This is a genomic window from Kitasatospora sp. NBC_00039, assembly GCF_045160625.1.
Taxonomy (GTDB): domain Bacteria; phylum Actinomycetota; class Actinomycetes; order Streptomycetales; family Streptomycetaceae; genus Kitasatospora.
Genome location: NZ_CP108289.1, coordinates 5965331 through 5982096 on the forward strand (window position 1 = coordinate 5965331; position 16766 = coordinate 5982096).

Sequence of the window (16766 nt, forward strand, 5' to 3'; positions counted from 1 at the left end):
GGGCGCATGAGTTCCTACGGGTCGTACCGGCAGCTGCGGCTGGCCCCGCAGCGCAGCGGGGTCTCGAAGGCCCTCGCCAAGGACTCCCCCCTCTGGCGGATCGACTGGATACTGCTGCTGGCCGCGCTGGTGCTGTCGCTGGGCAGCTCGCTGCTGGTCTGGTCGGCCACCCGCGGGCGGGACTCGCTGACCCACGGCGATCCGCAGTACTTCCTCTTCCGGCACCTCACCAACGTGGTGATCGGGATGGTGCTGTGCGCGCTGGTGATAGGGATAGGGAGTCGCCGGTTCCGCACGGTGGTGCCGTTCCTGTACGCCGGTGTGATCCTGCTGCTGGCGGCCACGCTGAGCCCGCTCGGCTCGACCATCAACGGCCAGCACTCCTGGATCCAGCTGGGCGGCGGCTTCTCCGTCCAGCCGGCCGAGTTCGCCAAGCTGGCGATCGTGCTGGCGATGGCCGTGGTGCTGGCGGACCAGGTGGACGCGGGGGAGCGGGAGTTCCCCTCGAACCGGGCGGTCTTCCGCGGGCTGGTCTGGGCGACGCTGCCGATGGCGGTCGTGATGCTGATGCCGGACGCCGGCTCGGTGATGGTGATGGCCGTCATCGTGCTGGGCATCCTGCTGGCCTCCGGCGCGGCCAACCGGTGGGTGTTCGGGCTGATCCTCGCCGGGGTCGGCGGCTGTGTGGCGATCTGGAAGCTCGGGGTGCTGAGCAAGTACCAGATCGACCGCTTCGCCGCCTTCGCCAACCCGGCGCTCGACCCGTCCGGCGTGGGCTACAACACCGCGCAGGCTCGGATCGCGATCGGGTCGGGCGGGCTGACCGGCAAGGGGCTGTTCCACGGGACGCAGACCACCGGGCAGTTCGTGCCGGAGCAGCAGACCGACTTCGTCTTCACGGTGGCCGGTGAGGAGCTGGGCTTCCTCGGGGCGATGGCGATCATCGTGCTGCTCGGCGTGGTGCTCTGGCGGGGCTGCCGGATCGCCCGGCAGGCGACCGACCTGTACGGGACGATCGTGGCGGCCGGGGTGGTCGCCTGGTTCGCCTTCCAGGGGTTCGAGAACATAGGGATGTGCCTGGGCATCATGCCGGTGGCCGGCATCCCTCTGCCGTTCGTCTCGTACGGCGGGTCGTCGATGTTCTCGACCTGGGTGGCGATCGGGTTGTTGCAGGCGGTGCAGAGTCAGCGGCCGATAGCGGCCTGAAGCGGTGGACGGGGCCGGTCCGGGATGACCCGGGCCGGCCCTTGCGCGTCAGGACAGCAGGCAGTCGGCGGCGGCCCGCACCGCCCGGACCTGGTGGGTCACCTGGGTCTCCACCGGCACCCAGCGGGTGCCGAGCCGGTGCAGGCCCTCCAGGCCCGCCGTGACGACGGCCCGGGCCTCCTCCCGGGCGGCCCGGGCCGCCGGGCCGCCGGCGTCCGCGAGCAGGCGCAGCAGCACCGACGCGACCCGCAGCGGGATCCGCTCGGCGGCGATCCCGGCCGCGGTGACCCGGGAGACCGAGAGCGGTCGGCCGTGCCAGTCGGCGAGCCACTCGTCCGCGAGCGGCGGGCAGACCCCCAGATTGAACTCGGCGGTGCGCAGCAGCGCCCCGCCCGCCGCGCGGGCGTGCGGCGGGACGAGCGGCAGCAACGCGCCCAGCCGCTCGGCGCGCTCACGCAGGGTACGGGCGGCCGCCGCGACGGCCGGGCCGGGCGCCGGGTGCCGGCCGGAGTCGCCGACGGCGTCGACGGCCCACATCGGCACTTCCAGCACGGCCGTCACCCCGCCGTACCGCCCGGCGTACGACCAGGTGGAGAGCTCGGGCCGGTCGGGCAGCACCCGGGAGCCGCCGCCCGGCACCGGCATCACGTACGCCCCCGGGGCCGGGCTGTGCCAGCCCACCGCGTCGTAGGAGTCGACGTCCAGCGGGAGGCCGCCGCGCGCCACCGAGGCGGCGAACCGCGCGGGCAGGCCCGGGACGGGCCTGGTCAGCTGGACGAAGGCGCCGCCGAAGTCCACCCCGTGCAGCGAGCACTGCAGGACGGGGCGCAGCTCGTCGATCAGGCCGGTCAGCGCCAGGCTCTCCGGCATCGGGGTGCGGCCCCGGCCGGCGGGCGGCAGCTGCTCCGGCTGCTCCTCGAAGGCGGGCCGGTAGAAGTGCTCGTAGTGCCGGGCGGCGGTGAGCGGGCCGTCCAGCCAGCCCTCGTTGAGGGCCGCGCCGTCCGGGTCGAGGCAGAGCAGGATGTGCCAGGCCACGCCGGGGCGCGGCGCCAGCTCCAGCAGCCGCTCGGCCAGCCGCAGCGCTGCGGCCCGGCCGACCGGCTCGTTCGGGTGCGGGCCGCCGACCACCAGGACGGCGCGCCCGCCGTCGTCGACGGAGAGCAGGAGCAGCGGGCGGCCGGCCCGGGAGCGGCCCGCCTCGCGCAGCCGGCAGCGGTCCGGGTGGAGCCGGGCCAGCCGGCGGGCGGCGGCCTCGGCGCGGGCCGCCGTGGGGTAGCCCGGGGTGTCCTGGCGCGGCGCTCCGGTCCGGAGCGCCCGAGGACCGGTGCCGGTGCCGTCGTGCATGGTCAACTTCCTTGTCCCGATGGTGTGCTGGGCCTGGCGGCGGAGCCCAGCAAGTACGGCACGGTCCGTCCGGGGCTGTCAACAGCCGGTGAGCAGGGCCGGGATCCCGCCGGCGGCGCTGCGAGGCCGGCCGGGCGGCTCCGGGATTCGGCTACCCTTGAGGGTCACCCCTCCCAGACGTCGCCCAGCACCCCCCGACCGGGATTCGATGCGCGCGACACCTCTCAACGTCGTAAGGGTTCCTAGTACATGACTGTCGAATCGGTCTTCCCACGCCTGGAGGCCCTCCTCCCGCACGTCCAGAAGCCGATCCAGTACGTCGGCGGCGAGCTGAACTCGACCGTCAAGGACTGGGACGCCTGCGACGTCCGCTGGGCGCTGATGTACCCCGACGCCTACGAGGTGGGCCTGCCCAACCAGGGCGTCATGATCCTCTACGAGGTGCTCAACGAGCGCGAGGGCGTGCTGGCCGAGCGGACCTACAGCGTCTGGCCGGACCTCGAGGCGCTGATGCGCGAGCACGGCGTCCCGCAGTTCACCGTGGACGCCCACCGCCCGGTCAAGGCCTTTGACGTGTTCGGGCTCTCGTTCTCCACCGAGCTCGGCTACACCAACATGCTGGCCGCGCTCGACCTCGCGGGCATCCCGCTGGAGGCGAAGGACCGCACCGACGAGGACCCGATCGTGCTGGCCGGCGGCCACGCGGCGTTCAACCCCGAGCCGATCGCGGACTTCATCGACTGCGCGGTGGTCGGCGACGGCGAGCAGGCCGTGCTCGACATCACCGAGCTGATCCGCGGCTGGAAGGCCGAGGGCCGCCCGGGCGGGCGCGACGAGATCCTGCTGCGCCTGGCCCGCACCGGCGGCGTGTACGTGCCCCGGTTCTACGACGTGGAGTACCTGGCCGACGGCCGGATCGCCCGCGTCGTGCCGAACGCGCCCGGCGTGCCGTGGCGGGTCTCCAAGCACACCGTCATGGACCTCGACGAGTGGCCCTACCCCAAGCAGCCGCTGGTCCCGCTCGCCGAGACCGTGCACGAGCGGATGTCCGTCGAGATCTTCCGCGGCTGCACCCGCGGCTGCCGTTTCTGTCAGGCCGGCATGATCACGCGCCCCGTGCGGGAGCGAAGCATCACCGGCATCGGCGAGATGGTCGAGCGCGGCCTCAAGGCGACCGGCTTCGAGGAGGTCGGCCTGCTGTCGCTGTCCAGCGCCGACCACACCGAGATCGGTGACATCGCCAAGGGCCTGGCCGACCGCTACACCGACGACAAGATCGGTCTGTCGCTGCCGTCCACCCGCGTCGACGCCTTCAACATCGACCTCGCCAACGAGCTGAGCCGCAACGGCCGCCGCTCGGGCCTCACCTTCGCCCCCGAGGGCGGCAGCGAGCGTATGCGCAAGGTGATCAACAAGATGGTGTCGGAGGAGGACCTGATCCGCACCGTCGCCACCGCGTACGGCAACGGCTGGCGCCAGGTGAAGCTGTACTTCATGTGCGGCCTGCCCACCGAGACCGACGACGACGTGCTCCAGATCGGCGAGATGGCGAAGAACGTCATCCAGAAGGGCCGCGAGGTCACCGGCCAGAACGACATCCGCTGCACCGTCTCCATCGGCGGGTTCGTGCCCAAGCCGCACACGCCGTTCCAGTGGGCCCCGCAGCTCTCCGCCGAGGCCACCGACGCCCGCCTGGCCAAGCTGCGCGACTCCATCCGCGGGGACCGCAAGTACGGCAAGAACATCGGCTACCGCTACCACGACGGCAAGCCCGGCATCGTCGAGGGCCTGCTCTCCCGCGGTGACCGCCGCATCGGCGCCGTCATCCGCGCGGTCTACGACGACGGCGGCCGCTTCGACGGCTGGCGCGAGCACTTCTCGTACGACCGCTGGATGGCCTCGGCCGAGAAGGGCCTGGCCGGCACCGGCGTCGACGTCGACTGGTACACCACCCGTGAGCGCACCTACGAGGAGGTGCTGCCCTGGGACCACCTGGACAGCGGCCTCGACAAGGACTGGCTCTGGGAGGACTGGCAGGACGCCCTCGAGGAGGTCGAGGTCGACGACTGCCGTTGGACCCCGTGCTTCGACTGCGGCGTCTGCCCGCAGATGGACACGACCATTCAAATCGGCCCGACGGGCAAGAAGCTGCTTCCGTTGGCCGTGGTCAACGCGCCGACCAGCGGAAACGCTGGGCACACGCATGGGTGAGACCCTCGTCACATTGGCGCAAATTCTCGCCGATGCGACGGAGGAAGACCGGCAGACGGTTCTGTCGGTACTCCATGCGGGTAAGCCCGAGGAAGCTCGGTTGACGAGGCAGAGGACCCCTCTGCCCGACTCTCGGAGTGCCCTGGGCGTGTGAGTGAGATCGAGTGGGTCTGAGATCTTGATCGCAAAAGTGGAGCCCTCCCTGATTCTTTGCGGGGAGGGCTCCACTGTGTGCGGGTGTTACGCGGCGAGTAACTCCCGTGCCCGCTCGTTGAAGTCGGCTACCAGGTTGTGGCGGCCGAACGGCACCATCTGCTGCTGAAGGCTCTGTACGGCCTCGACGGCGCGGGACGACTTGACCTGACCGGTCAGCGTGAGGGTTCGCAGGCCGGCGGCGTGAGCTGCCTCAAGGTCTCGGCGCTGGAGGTGCGCGACGGCGAGGGCTGCCTGAGACATGGCACCGCGCCGGGCCCGCTTCTGGGCCCTCGCGTGATCGATGGACAGGCGGGCGTACCGCTCGGACTGTCCCCGATGTCCTGGAACGTGTGGGCGTGCTCGCCGTTGAGGTATGCCGGGTCGATGAACCGGGCCCATCCGGCCTCGTTGTCGAGTTGGACGTTGGCGTACGCCTGCTCGGACGCGATGACGGCCTGAGCGGCTGCTCGCTTCTCGCCGAGCTTGGCCAGCGCGCGGCCTTCAAGTGCCCACAGGTCGGTGAGGCAGGCGTCGGACTCGGGGGTCTTCGACAGTCCTGCGCGGCCGGCCTGGGCCAGGCGACGGCCCTCGTCCGGGTGCCCGAGCAGCGTCGCCTGGTCGGCCATACCGGCGAGCACATGGGCGCCGAGCGCCGCGTTCCCGGACTCCTCGGCGAGGCGGAGGGACTGGATCAGGTAGCGCTGGGCCGGCCCGTGCTCGCCGTTGTCGTACGCCATCCAGCCGAGCAGGTACGTCTGCTCTGCCGCCGCCTCGCACAAGGCGTGCCGAACGTCCTCGACATGCGCCTGCGGCAGCAGGGGGTACACGTGCTCGTTCATGTAGGCGGCGAGGGCGAGACGACCTGAGCCGCCGCCCTGGAAGATGTCCATCTGTTGGAAGGCGCCGAACATGTTCTTGACGGCCGTCACGTCTTCCAACTGAACCCGCCTGCCGGGCTTGGGCGCCTGGTCGAGTGTCTGAAGCAACCAGTCGCGAAACGGGCCCACTTGCTGCCGCAACGGCGAATGTCGATCCGGTCCTTGCGGGGTTGGGGTCGGGCATGGTCGGGGGGCCGTAAGCTGCCCCGCGAATCGGGCAGGCTCCCCGCCTGCCCGCAATCTGGCCGAGTGGCCCCCGTCCTTGCCCGACGCGGGCCCCGGCCCGGCAAGGTGCGTAAAGCCTCTCTCAGGCGGCCGCCCCGACCACCAGCTGGCAGCGTGCGAGCCTGAGTGCCTTCACTCCTGGGCGGTGACTGCTCGCTGGGTGGCCCCGCCGCCCGGCCCGGAACGGCCGCAAGGCCGCACGCCCGGCCGGGGCGGCTGGGGCCGCCCGGCGGCGCGGATGCGCCGCCCTTGAGTAAGTGAAGGAAAGTTGCGACAGCCCTCGCGCTCCTGTCCGGACGTGGGGACTGATTGGCGAGGCCGTGGGTTAGCGGGACCGCACTGAGCTCGTCGGTCGCTGGTACTTGTGGGTTGTTCGACGTAGTGCCGGAACAGCCCTGTGGGTCCGGCTGCGCAGCGCGTGCCCCTTTCGCGGCCCCAGATGCCCGCGCTAGAACAGGGGGAAAGTCGTCGAATTCCGAGCGTGGTATATAGATCGCCCGTCTGACCAGCTCCTGCCCCAGACTGGCAACAACCCAGCTGATGAGGCGATCCCGGAAAGGCCGTGTTACACCCGTCTCCGCACCACTTCACTCCCCACCATCAAGCGTCGAAAATGAAGAAGCACAGCTTGAGTGCTGGGCCTGGCTAACGCCAGACGGCCCGCCGGTATGCGTCGACGGGCCGCGGTGGTCGAGCTCAGACGTACTCGGAGGGTCAGCCTGTATTAATCGTCCAACCCTTGTCATGCAGGATCTGGTAGATAGGGATGTACATCATGGCATTGAAGCACCACGGCGTACGAGAGCCACCGTCCGAAGTCGTTCGGCCGGCACAGTCCATCGTATTGTCAAGCGCCGTAATGGTGCCGCGCGCCACGATCTTCCCAGCGGAATCATAGGAGTAGACGGGGCCGCCACTATCACCGTTCACTGCGGCTATGTCATTAGGGTTGGTCTGATAGGCGTGATCGGCAACCTTGCGCCAGACTCCGTTATTCCCCAGGAAAGAGTAGTCGGTTTTGTCGATCTTGATGCCGCAATGCGTGCCAGAGTTCGCAGCAGACTGGCAAATTAGGTCACCGACATTATTGTGCCCCCATCCGGAGACATACCTGGCATTGTCATTCGACTGATTCCACGGACCCTCGTAGACGGCATTGCCGACGGCATTTCCCGTATAGATGCCTTCAATGTCGTCAACGTCAAGCCTGTCCTGCATTTGCGTCGATCCGACGAACGCAAAGTTGTACCAGTTGTGGAAAGTGCCATCACCGCAATGGTATGCAGTGGTAAGAAGCGGCGTCCCGTCAGAGCGAGTGACACCGAATCCGCTCGAACAGATCGTCCCACCCGGGGTCTGAAGCCCGCTTCCACCCCACCATGGCGAGGAATCTTCTCCCCGCGTCGCGTCGGTGGCGACTGGCGAGTAGCTCACCTGCGTCTCGACGCCCGTGGCAATATCAGTGGCAACCTTGACCTCACGGGTCTTGGCGTCACGCTTCGTGGTACTCACTGGCGGCTGTTCGGAAAGAGCGAATGCGCTGGCGGGCGCGCTGCTCTGTTCCTCGTCGTACCCGATAATCAAACTACTACCGTCGACCGCCGGTGAGATGCTCGTGATGCGGGTCTTGGCTGCAGTGATGCCAGATGTCAGCTGCTGAGGCTTTCCGTCATGCAAGAGCTTTGCACGCGCCTGGTGCAACTCGGCCTTGGAGTACTTCGCGGGAAGAACCTCAGCCGTCACGCCTGCCGGAAGATCGCGAAGAACTCCCTGCACTGATTCCGGAACGGCGCCCTTCCAATGGACGCGGATGTGATTCTTGGCGGGATCGACCTCAACCTCCGCGAAACCCTGAATCTTCTCCCGATCGACCGCGGACAGTCCGCCAGTCAGTCGATCGACAACCTTGTCCAGAACCTCCTGCTTCTTCATTAGCTCAAGCACTTCAGTGCTGGTCACAGGAGCGCCAACTACCGGCTTCTTCTCGTTGTCAGGGCCTGCCGCGTTGGCAGAGGCAGCTACGGCGATCGACATTGACAGCGCAACCGCTGCGGCCAGGCCGAGGCGACCCCGCATCCGGATACTTCCGGGATTCACTTTCCCCCCAATTAATATGCCTGCCCGATTTCACGCAGGATCTCTGGTGGACTCTAGCGGATAAGACTTCCGACTGCACACGGTGTTCTGGCCATAAAACTTCACACATTGGACACCGGGCGGCCATATATAGGCGTCGCGACAAATGTCCAGTTTGGATTTATTGATCCTGGCATGTCGGTGTGTGCTGGCATGACTCGCTTGACTGGCGACCGCCAACCCGACAGCATTGCCTTGATCTACGAGGAGGCGCCTTGCGGCGAGCGAACTGGATGCCACGCCTGTCAAGGCGCGCACGCTTGATCGTCATAGCAGTGTTGGCTGTCGTCGGCCTTGAACTGGCCCTACAGACGTGGTGGCTCCCCGAGAAATGGCGCACCTACGACGCCGCAGCGACCGGCCAGATGCTGGTGAGTGCGGACGGCCGGACGATCACGCTCACCGTCGAATGGCAGTGTGAGCAGGAGCCCGACCTCGTAGCGCGTGAAAATGGCGATCGCGTCGACGTGCTTCTGCACCGCAAGGGGTTCAAGGGGCCGACCTATCAGTGTCCCGAAGGTGGCGTATCACGGATCAGCACTCATCTCAATGCGCCGCTGGCCTCCCGGGCGCTTGTGGATGGAGTCACAGGAAAGTCCGTTGTGCACTTTGATGGCCGAGAGCTGGCAAAGCCGAGCTATCTGCCCCCTGAGTACGACCACCCCGATGAAGATCCCATTCCGTACCTGCCCGGCCTGACTCCGCCGCCTGTGGACGTGCCCAGTTGGACCACCGGTTTCCAGAACGGGGAGGGATCACGGGCAGGTTCTCGCTTGCTCATCACGCAGACCCGCGGCGACGAGCCGCCAGTCCAGGGACAGCCTCAGACCTCGGTGAACGGGCACCCTGCCACCTTCGTCAGCAGCTCACCATCATCCGGTCCTCGTTCGATCATCTGGTCGGACGGGACATACACCTACACCGTTTCCAGCGGCCGCCCGGCATCGCTCGCCGATGATGAGCTCCTTCGGGTCGCCGAGGGACTCCACCACGGGTGACCATCGAGCCTCGGCACCCCCTCAACGAACGTGCCGCGCCCCGTGACTTCAGCAGGGCGCGTATCGGGTCGTGATCAATGGCGCTGGCATCTCTCCACTGCCGGAAGTGGTCGTGGACGGTCGACCAGTGCCCGGGACGCCCCCATCTCGGCCGCCACGTGCGTGACATCCCGAACGGACGCGTTCGACCAGGAGCCGTCCGCCGTGCACGGTCAGCCGGGCATTGCGGTGAGACACGAAGACCTCCGGTGTGGTGGAGCCTAGACGCCTCCACCACACCGGAGGTCTTTGCCATGATCAAGCCTGACCAGTGTCAACAACGCTCGTGGTCAATACACCTAGCGGGCTGCCTTGGCCGCTCGGGCGGTGCGCTTGGGCTTGGTGGCCTCGATGTCGTAGGTCAGGCCGGTGGTCTCGGCGCCGAGCTGGAGTTCTTCGAGCAGGTAGGGGGGAGGCCTGCGCCCTGGTCGTAGGTGACGCGGTGGACGACCAGCAGGACGGCGGTCTCAGTCAGGTGCAGGGCTTCCGGCTCGTCGGGTTGGGGGACGCGGGGGCTGACCCGCTCACGCCATGCCAGGTCGCGTCCGGCGGTGGCCAGCGTCGCATATTCCTCTGCCGGCGTGACGCCCGGCTGCTGGGTGAGAGGAGTGTTCTCGACACACTGTCGGGGGCTAGCCCGGCTGGCTGTCGGCTTCAGAGCTTGCCGACGAAATCGTCTTCCTTGACGATCAGGCGGTCCCGGTAGTCCTTGGGGATCATGAGCCTCAGCTTCACCGCAGGTGCGCGCTGGCCCTTGACCTCGGTACGGGTGACCTCGCACCGGACGCCAACCCTCAGGAGGTCTGCCGACATGGCTTCGACGCCTCCGTCTTCCCACTGCTGCTGGAACGTCTTGCCGTTGGCCACGTTCACCCACCGGTCTTCGGTGGTCTCTGGGTCGATCTCCCCGAGTTCGGTGATCAGCTTGTCCAGTGTTGCTTCCGCCTGCTCGCGGGTGAACCGGGTCTTCGTGTATCGGCCGCCGGGTTCCAGCTCCTTCATGTAGTAGGCGACGGACTCTTCGAGCTGGGCCACCTGTGCGCGGGCCTCTGCTCCTCGCGCGCACTCCCGGACCTGTACGGGCTCGTTGCCGAGAACGGACAGCACGTCGCTGACGAGCTTGGCGTAGATCACGTCGGGGTTGGGTGATCCGTGGCCCCGCCCTTGCAGCCCTGGCATCGCAGGTACTCGTACACGCGATCCTTGACGCGGTTCCTCTGCACGGTCATGTTCGTCTTGCAGTCGGAGCGGATGAAGACGCCGAGGAACATGGTGGCGCCGCCCGGTCGCCGCTGTGGCTGCCCCTTGCTGCGCTTGTCCAGGTCCGCTTGCAGCTCGTCGAACTCGGCATCCGTGAAGATCGCCTCGGCGACCCGGATGGGCTTCCCGTTCTTGTCCCGGACGACTTTGGACCGGCGTGCGCCCCCCTTCTTCTCCTCTTCAACCCGGTAACCCATCAGCGCCGGGTTGCGGAGCTGGCGAAGGAGGGTTGTAGCGGTGAGGCCGTCGCTGGCGAGCCCTGCGCGCTTCAGAAGCTTGACCATGCGGGTCGCGGAGACACCGCGCCGGGCCAGGCGTCGGCACCAGTGCAGAGCCTTGTGCGCGTCGGCCGCAATAGAGAGGACGACGTTTCCGTTCTCGTCCTCCGTCGTCGTGTAGCCGAAGGCCGGTTTGCCGACGAGCCAGGCGGACTGGGTCTTGGTGTAGCCCCAGAGGCTCGCGACGCGCGTGCTCGTGTTGGTGGCCTCGATCTCCGCGATGTCGCCGACGAATGTGACCATGATCTTGCCGACGACCGTCGTCAGGTCGATCGAGTCGTGCTTCGAGACCAGGTTCTTCCCGTACTTCAGCGCCCAGTCGATCATGGTGTTCAGGTCTGACAGCCGACGGATGAAGTGGTCGAGCTTCCAGAACAGGAGCACGTCGAACTCCGGCGCCCGGTTGTTCAGCCAGTTGCCCAGCTGCTTCCGCTTCCACGGCGGCACCTTCGTGGCGGAGACGTTGAGGTCGCTGGCGACGCCGACCACGCGGCAGCCCCGGTTCAGTGCCTCACGGCGAAGGTCGAGTTCCTGGCGGACGGGGGAGGTGGTGTCCTCCGTCAGTACGGACAGCCGGACCGAGAGCAGAGCCCGGGGAGCGTCCGCCGGAAGGGCGGCCTCGGCTCTCTTCAGCTCTTCCAGCAGCGCCAGATCTGCGGTGGTCCACTCGGCTTCGACCGTGTACGCCTTCTGCTGTGCGGCACGTGACGTGCGGGTGTGCTTCGCCATGTCGGTGACCCCCATCAACGGTTTTGGACGTGTCTCCATTTAGCTGCAGATGGACACCCAGATCCAGATCGGCCCGACCGGCAAGAAGCTGCTGCCGCTGACCGTGGTCAAGTAGTTCCCGCGCCTCCTGCGACCCCCGCCCGGACCCCTCCGGGCGGGGATCGTCGCGTGCTCGCTGACCAGGGGCGGAGCGAGCGGGGCGGCGGGGCGCGTACCCTTTGAGGTGACAGAGTCCGGACAGTGGCGCGAAAACGCCACGACGGACGGGGACAACTGACTAAGGACTGAGCGACCCTGGCACGCCGTACGCCCGACGGTCCGCCGCCCGCGCCGACGGTGCAGCGGATCCGTCTCCGCTACACCAAGCGCGGCCGGCTCCGCTTCACCAGCCACCGCGACTTCCAGCGCGCCTTCGAGCGCGCCCTGCGCCGGTCGGCCGTGCCGATGGCCTATTCGGCCGGCTTCACCCCGCACCCCAAGGTCTCCTACGCCAACGCCGCTCCGACCGGGGTGGCGAGCGAGGCGGAGTACCTGGAGATCGGGCTCGCTGCGGTCCGCGACCCGGAGGAACTGCGTGCGCAGCTCGACGAGTCGCTGCCGAACGGCCTGGACGTGATCGACGCCGTCGAGGTCCGGACGCCGAACTTCGTGGAGCGCCTGGAGGCCTCCGAGTGGCAGGTCCGGCTGGACGGTGTCACCCGGGAGGAGGCGGTCCGCGCGGCCGGTCTTTTCCTGGCCGAGGAGCGGGTCGAGGTCGAACGCCTCACCAAGAACGGCGTGCGGGTCTTCGACGCGCGCGGTGCTGTCGCGGCACTGGAAATCCTCCCGCCGCAGGTCGACGGCGTTGCGGACACGGACGGCGAAGGGGCCCGCGATGTTCGGACCGGCCGTCCCTGTGCGATACTGCGCCTGGTAGTACGACACGCCACACCCGCCGTACGACCCGACGACGTATTGTCCGGTCTCCGTGCGACGGCCGACCTGGCGCCGCCGGTCCCCGCAGAGGTGACCAGGCTGGCGCAGGGGCCGCTCGACGAGGAGACCGGCACGGTGACCGACCCGCTGGCGCTCGACCGCGCCGCGGCCCCGGCCGGCCCAGTGGCGGCCGGCGAGCCGCGCGCAACCGCGTCCGCCTAGCGGGCGGAGGCCGGGGCCAGTACCCACTGGGCCCGCTGTTCCTCCAGGCCCCCGCGGCTCCCCAGGGGAGCGAGCGTCGTCGAAGCACAGGCCGGCCTCTTGCGGCCCGCCGACCCCGATGGTCGGTGGGCCCGAGGACCCCGTCCGGGAGCCACCCGGGGTTGGGGGACGGCGCAGCTTGGGAAAACCTCAGAAGACTGGTCAGACCAGAAGACTTTCGACACCCCGCCGAGGGCGGGGCGCCGAGCGAGACTACGAGCCCCTGTGCGGCCTCGCGTCCGCACGGCGGCACCGAGAAAGGGTCCGGCCCGAGCATCCGTCGCGATGCCGGCCGGCCACCGGTGCCCTGCCGTGCCCGGATACGGAGCCCGGGGGCCTGACGGGAGATCTACCCGCATGCTCGATAACACCGATCCGCAGCAGTCTGCGGCAACGGAACAGAACGAATCCGCCGTCACCGGTGGCGAGGGCGCGTCCGCCGCGCCGCCGCGTCGCCGTCGCCGTGCGGTGTCCCGCCCGGCGGGCACCCCGCAGGGGGCGGCCGCCGAGGCCGCCGAGACGGTGATCCCGGCCGAGACGCCGGCCGCCGAGGCGCCCGCCGCCGTCGAGGCCGCGCCCGCCGAGGCCGAGCCGGCCGCCGAGAAGCCGGTCCGGGCCCGCCGGACCCGCAAGCGCGCCGAGGCCCCCGCCGGGGCGCCGGAGGCCACCCCGATCGTCGTCACCGAGGCGCCCGCCGCCGCCGAGGCCGCGCCCGCCGAGGCCGAGCCGGCCGCCGAGAAGCCGGTCCGGGCCCGCCGGGCCCGCAAGCGTGCCGAGGCGCCGGTCAGCGCGCCCGCCGCCGCCGAGGAGCCCGCCGCCGCGCCCGCGGAGGCGCCCGCCGCCGTCGAGGCCGCGCCCGCCGAGGAGGCCCCGGCCGCGCCGGCCCGCCGCGCCCGCCGCCGCCGTGTGGTCGAGGCCGCGCCGGTCGTCGAGGAGACCCCGGTCGAGGAGCCGGCCGCCGAGGAGGAGAGCGCCGAGGAGGAGGCCGAGGCCGTCGCGCCCGAGCCGGCCGCCGCCCCGGAGCCCGCTCCGGCCCCCGTCGCCGCCGAGGCCGAGCCGCCGCAGCGGGTGCGCCGCCGCGCGGTCCGCCCGTCCACCGCGATCTTCCAGGCCCCGGTCTTCCAGGAGCCGGCCCCCTACACCGCCACGTCCGCGCAGCCCGCCCAGCCTGCCGCGCAGCCCGCCGCCGCGGCGGCTCCGGCCCAGGCGCCGGCCCCGGCCGTGCAGGCCTCCGCGGACGAGGACGAGTTCGAGTACAGCGGCGTCGGCCGTCGTCGTCGTACCCGCACCCAGGTGCGGGTCCAGACCCCGTCCCGCCGCAAGGCCGCCGCTCCGGCGGCCCAGGCAGTCCAGGCCGCCCCCGTCGTCGAGGAGCCGGTCAAGGCGCCCGCCGTCGAGGCCCCCGCCCCCGTCGAGGCGCCCGCCGCCGTCGAGGCGCCCGCCGCCACCGGCCCCGAGGCCGAGGGCGAGTGGGAGGAGGACGGCCGTCCGTCCCGCCGTCGCCGCCGGGGCGGCCGCCGCCGCCGTCGCGGTGAGGCCGAGGAGTTCGAGGCCGAGGCCGCCGAGGCCGAGCAGCCCGTGGAGGAGCCGGCCGCCGCCGCTGCCGACGACGAGGAGGAGGACGAGGACGACCTGTCCGCCGGCCTGGCCTCGTCCCGCCGCCGTCGCCGCCGTCGCCGCCGCAGCGGTGAGGCCGGCGCCACCGAGGCCGCCGAGACCACCGAGGACGGCGTCCGTACGGTCGTGAAGGTGCGCGAGCCGCGCCGCCGCTCCACCGAGCCGTCCTTCGACCCGGACGAGGTGCAGTCCATCAAGGGCTCCACCCGCCTGGAGGCCAAGAAGCAGCGCCGCCGTGAGGGCCGCGAGCTGGGCCGCCGCCGGGTGCCGATCATCACCGAGGCCGAGTTCCTGGCCCGCCGCGAGTCGGTCGAGCGCGTCATGGTGGTGCGCCAGAACGGCCAGCGCACCCAGATCGGCGTCCTCGAGGACGGCGTGCTGGTCGAGCACTACGTCAACAAGGAGCAGGCCACCTCGTACGTCGGCAACGTCTACCTGGGCAAGGTCCAGAACGTGCTGCCGTCGATGGAGGCCGCCTTCGTCGACATCGGCAAGGGCCGCAACGCGGTGCTGTACGCCGGTGAGGTCAACTTCGGCTCGCTGGGCGGCCACGGCGGCCCGCGCCGGATCGAGTCGGTGCTGAAGTCCGGCCAGTCCGTGCTGGTGCAGGTCTCCAAGGACCCGATCGGCCACAAGGGCGCCCGCCTGACCAGCCAGATCTCGCTGCCCGGCCGCTACCTGGTGTACGTGCCCGAGGGCTCGATGACCGGCATCTCCCGCAAGCTGCCGGAGAACGAGCGCGCCCGTCTGAAGCAGATCCTCAAGAAGATCGTCCCGGACGACGCGGGCGTCATCGTGCGCACCGCCGCCGAGGGCGCCTCCGAGGAGGAGCTGACCCGCGACGTCCAGCGCCTCCAGCAGCAGTGGGAGGACATCCAGAAGAAGGCCGCGACCGGCAACGCGCCCGCGCTGCTGTACGGCGAGCCGGACATGACCGTCCGGGTCGTCCGCGACATCTTCAACGAGGACTTCACCAAGGTCATCGTCTCCGGCACCGAGGCGTGGAACACCATCCACGACTACGTCTCCAACGTGGCCCCGGACCTCACCGAGCGGCTCCAGCGGTGGACCTCCGAGGTGGACGTGTTCGCCACCTACCGGATCGACGAGCAGCTGATGAAGGCGCTGGACCGCAAGGTCTGGCTGCCCAGCGGCGGTTCGCTGGTGATCGACCGCACCGAGGCGATGGTCGTCATCGACGTCAACACCGGCAAGTTCGTCGGCCAGGGCGGCAACCTCGAAGAGACCGTCACCCGGAACAACATCGAGGCGGCCGAGGAGATCGTGCGCCAGCTGCGGCTGCGCGACCTCGGCGGCATCATCGTCATCGACTTCATCGACATGGTGCTGGAGTCCAACCGCGACCTGGTGCTGCGCCGGCTGCTGGAGTGCCTGGGCCGGGACCGGACCAAGCACCAGGTGGCCGAGGTCACTTCGCTGGGCCTGGTGCAGATGACCCGCAAGCGGGTCGGCCAGGGCCTGCTGGAGTCCTTCTCCGAGCCGTGCGTGCACTGCAACGGCCGTGGCGTGATCGTCCACATGGAGCAGCCGAGCACCCACGTCCACGCTCCGGCGGCTCCGGCCGGCGAGGCGGGCGCGGGCAGTGGCAAGCGCCGTCGCCGGGGCAAGGGCGGGGCGGGCCAGGAGGAGCCGCACGCCGCCGAGGCGGTCGTGGAGGCCGCCGAGGACCTCACCGAGGTGCTCGAGCGCGAGGAGATCGAGGGCCAGCTGGCGATCGAGGTGCCGGAGGCCGAGGTCGTCGCCGAGCCGCAGGCCGAGGCCGCCGAGGTCGCTGCCGAGGCGCCCGCCCGCCCGAGCCTGGTCGAGATCCCGGCCGCCGCCGCGGCGCCCGCCGGCCGCACCCGCCGCCGCGCGGTGCGCAAGGCGACGGCTCCGGCGGGTGCGCCCGCCGAGGCCGAGATCGTGGTGCTCCAGGCCAGGGCCGACGCGGCGCTGCAGGCGGCCTTCGCGGCCGCCGAGACGCCGGCCGAGACCCCCGCGCCGGCTCCGGCCGAGGCGGAGGCCGGGACCCCCGCGCAGGCTCCCGCCGAGGCCGAGCCGGTCGCCGAGCCGGTGGCCGAGGCTCCCGTCGAGGCCGCTGCCGAGACCGAGGCTCCGGCCGAGGCCGCTGCCGAGGAGCCCGCCGAGGAGGCGCCGGCGCCGAAGAAGCGGGCCGCGCGCAAGACCGCCGCGAAGAAGACGGCCGCCAAGAAGACCACGGCGGCCGCCGCGAAGAAGACCACCGCCCGCAAGACCGCCACCAAGCGGACCAGCGCGGCGGCCAAGAAGGCCGCGGCCGCCGAGGGTGATTCGGCAGCCGAGTAGTGCCCGCGGACCGGGGGCGGGCGACCGCCCGCCCCCGGTCCCGTACGGTCCGGTTTGCCCCTGCGGCGGCCGGTCCGTATTCTTGACCCTCGGCGTGTCTACGCCTTGCTCCCGAGCACATCACCTCCCGGGCCCTCGTCAGAGATGCC

The 16766-nt window shown here is 70.2% G+C and carries 7 protein-coding genes and 3 pseudogenes; 5 read left to right on the forward strand and 5 right to left on the reverse strand.

All coding sequences use genetic code 11. The features are described from left to right. The first annotated feature begins 6 nt into the window (after positions 1-6). The gene (gene rodA, locus OG286_RS26500) at positions 7-1206 is read left to right on the forward strand and encodes a rod shape-determining protein RodA (protein WP_396323175.1); all 1200 of its coding nucleotides are present in this window, start codon (positions 7-9) and stop codon (positions 1204-1206) included. A gap of 48 nt (positions 1207-1254) precedes the next feature. On the opposite strand, the gene OG286_RS26505 is transcribed toward rodA, so the two are convergent. Beyond that, positions 1255-2550 (reverse strand): M14 family zinc carboxypeptidase, encoded by a 1296-nt coding sequence (locus OG286_RS26505; RefSeq protein ID WP_405365816.1) that lies wholly within the window; start codon positions 2548-2550, stop codon positions 1255-1257. A gap of 249 nt (positions 2551-2799) precedes the next feature. Between OG286_RS26505 and OG286_RS26510 the strand changes: the two genes are divergently transcribed. Continuing rightward, positions 2800-4761: a TIGR03960 family B12-binding radical SAM protein gene (locus tag OG286_RS26510; RefSeq protein ID WP_396323177.1), complete on the forward strand. Its 1962-nt coding sequence runs from the start codon at positions 2800-2802 to the stop codon at positions 4759-4761. A gap of 240 nt (positions 4762-5001) precedes the next feature. On the opposite strand, the pseudogene OG286_RS26515 reads toward OG286_RS26510, so the two are convergent. Next, positions 5002-5963, reverse strand: a pseudogene (locus OG286_RS26515) (transcriptional regulator); the annotation flags it as partial. Between the two features lie 810 nt (positions 5964-6773). Next, a complete protein-coding gene (locus OG286_RS26520; RefSeq protein WP_396323178.1) occupies positions 6774-8093 on the reverse strand; it encodes a hypothetical protein in 1320 nt (439 codons plus the stop codon). Positions 8094-8455: 362 nt separating this feature from the next. On the opposite strand from OG286_RS26520, the gene OG286_RS26525 reads away from it, so the two are divergent. Then, entirely contained in the window at positions 8456-9193 is a 738-nt protein-coding gene (locus tag OG286_RS26525; protein ID WP_405359827.1) for a hypothetical protein, read from the forward strand. A 128-nt stretch (positions 9194-9321) separates the two neighbouring features. Here the strand turns inward: OG286_RS26525 and OG286_RS26530 are convergent. Together OG286_RS26530 and OG286_RS26535 are read right to left on the reverse strand one after the other, a co-directional pair. Next, positions 9322-9430 (reverse strand): annotated as a pseudogene (locus OG286_RS26530) (IS481 family transposase); the annotation flags it as partial. Positions 9431-9886: 456 nt separating this feature from the next. After that, positions 9887-11499, reverse strand: a pseudogene (locus OG286_RS26535) (recombinase family protein). Between the two features lie 336 nt (positions 11500-11835). Here OG286_RS26535 and OG286_RS26540 point away from each other — a divergent pair. Beyond that, entirely contained in the window at positions 11836-12636 is an 801-nt protein-coding gene (locus tag OG286_RS26540; protein ID WP_405365817.1) for a TIGR03936 family radical SAM-associated protein, read from the forward strand. Between the two features lie 396 nt (positions 12637-13032). Beyond that, positions 13033-16617, forward strand: coding sequence for a ribonuclease E/G (locus OG286_RS26545; RefSeq protein WP_405365818.1), 3585 nt, complete (start codon positions 13033-13035; stop codon positions 16615-16617). The last annotated feature ends 149 nt before the right edge of the window (positions 16618-16766 follow it).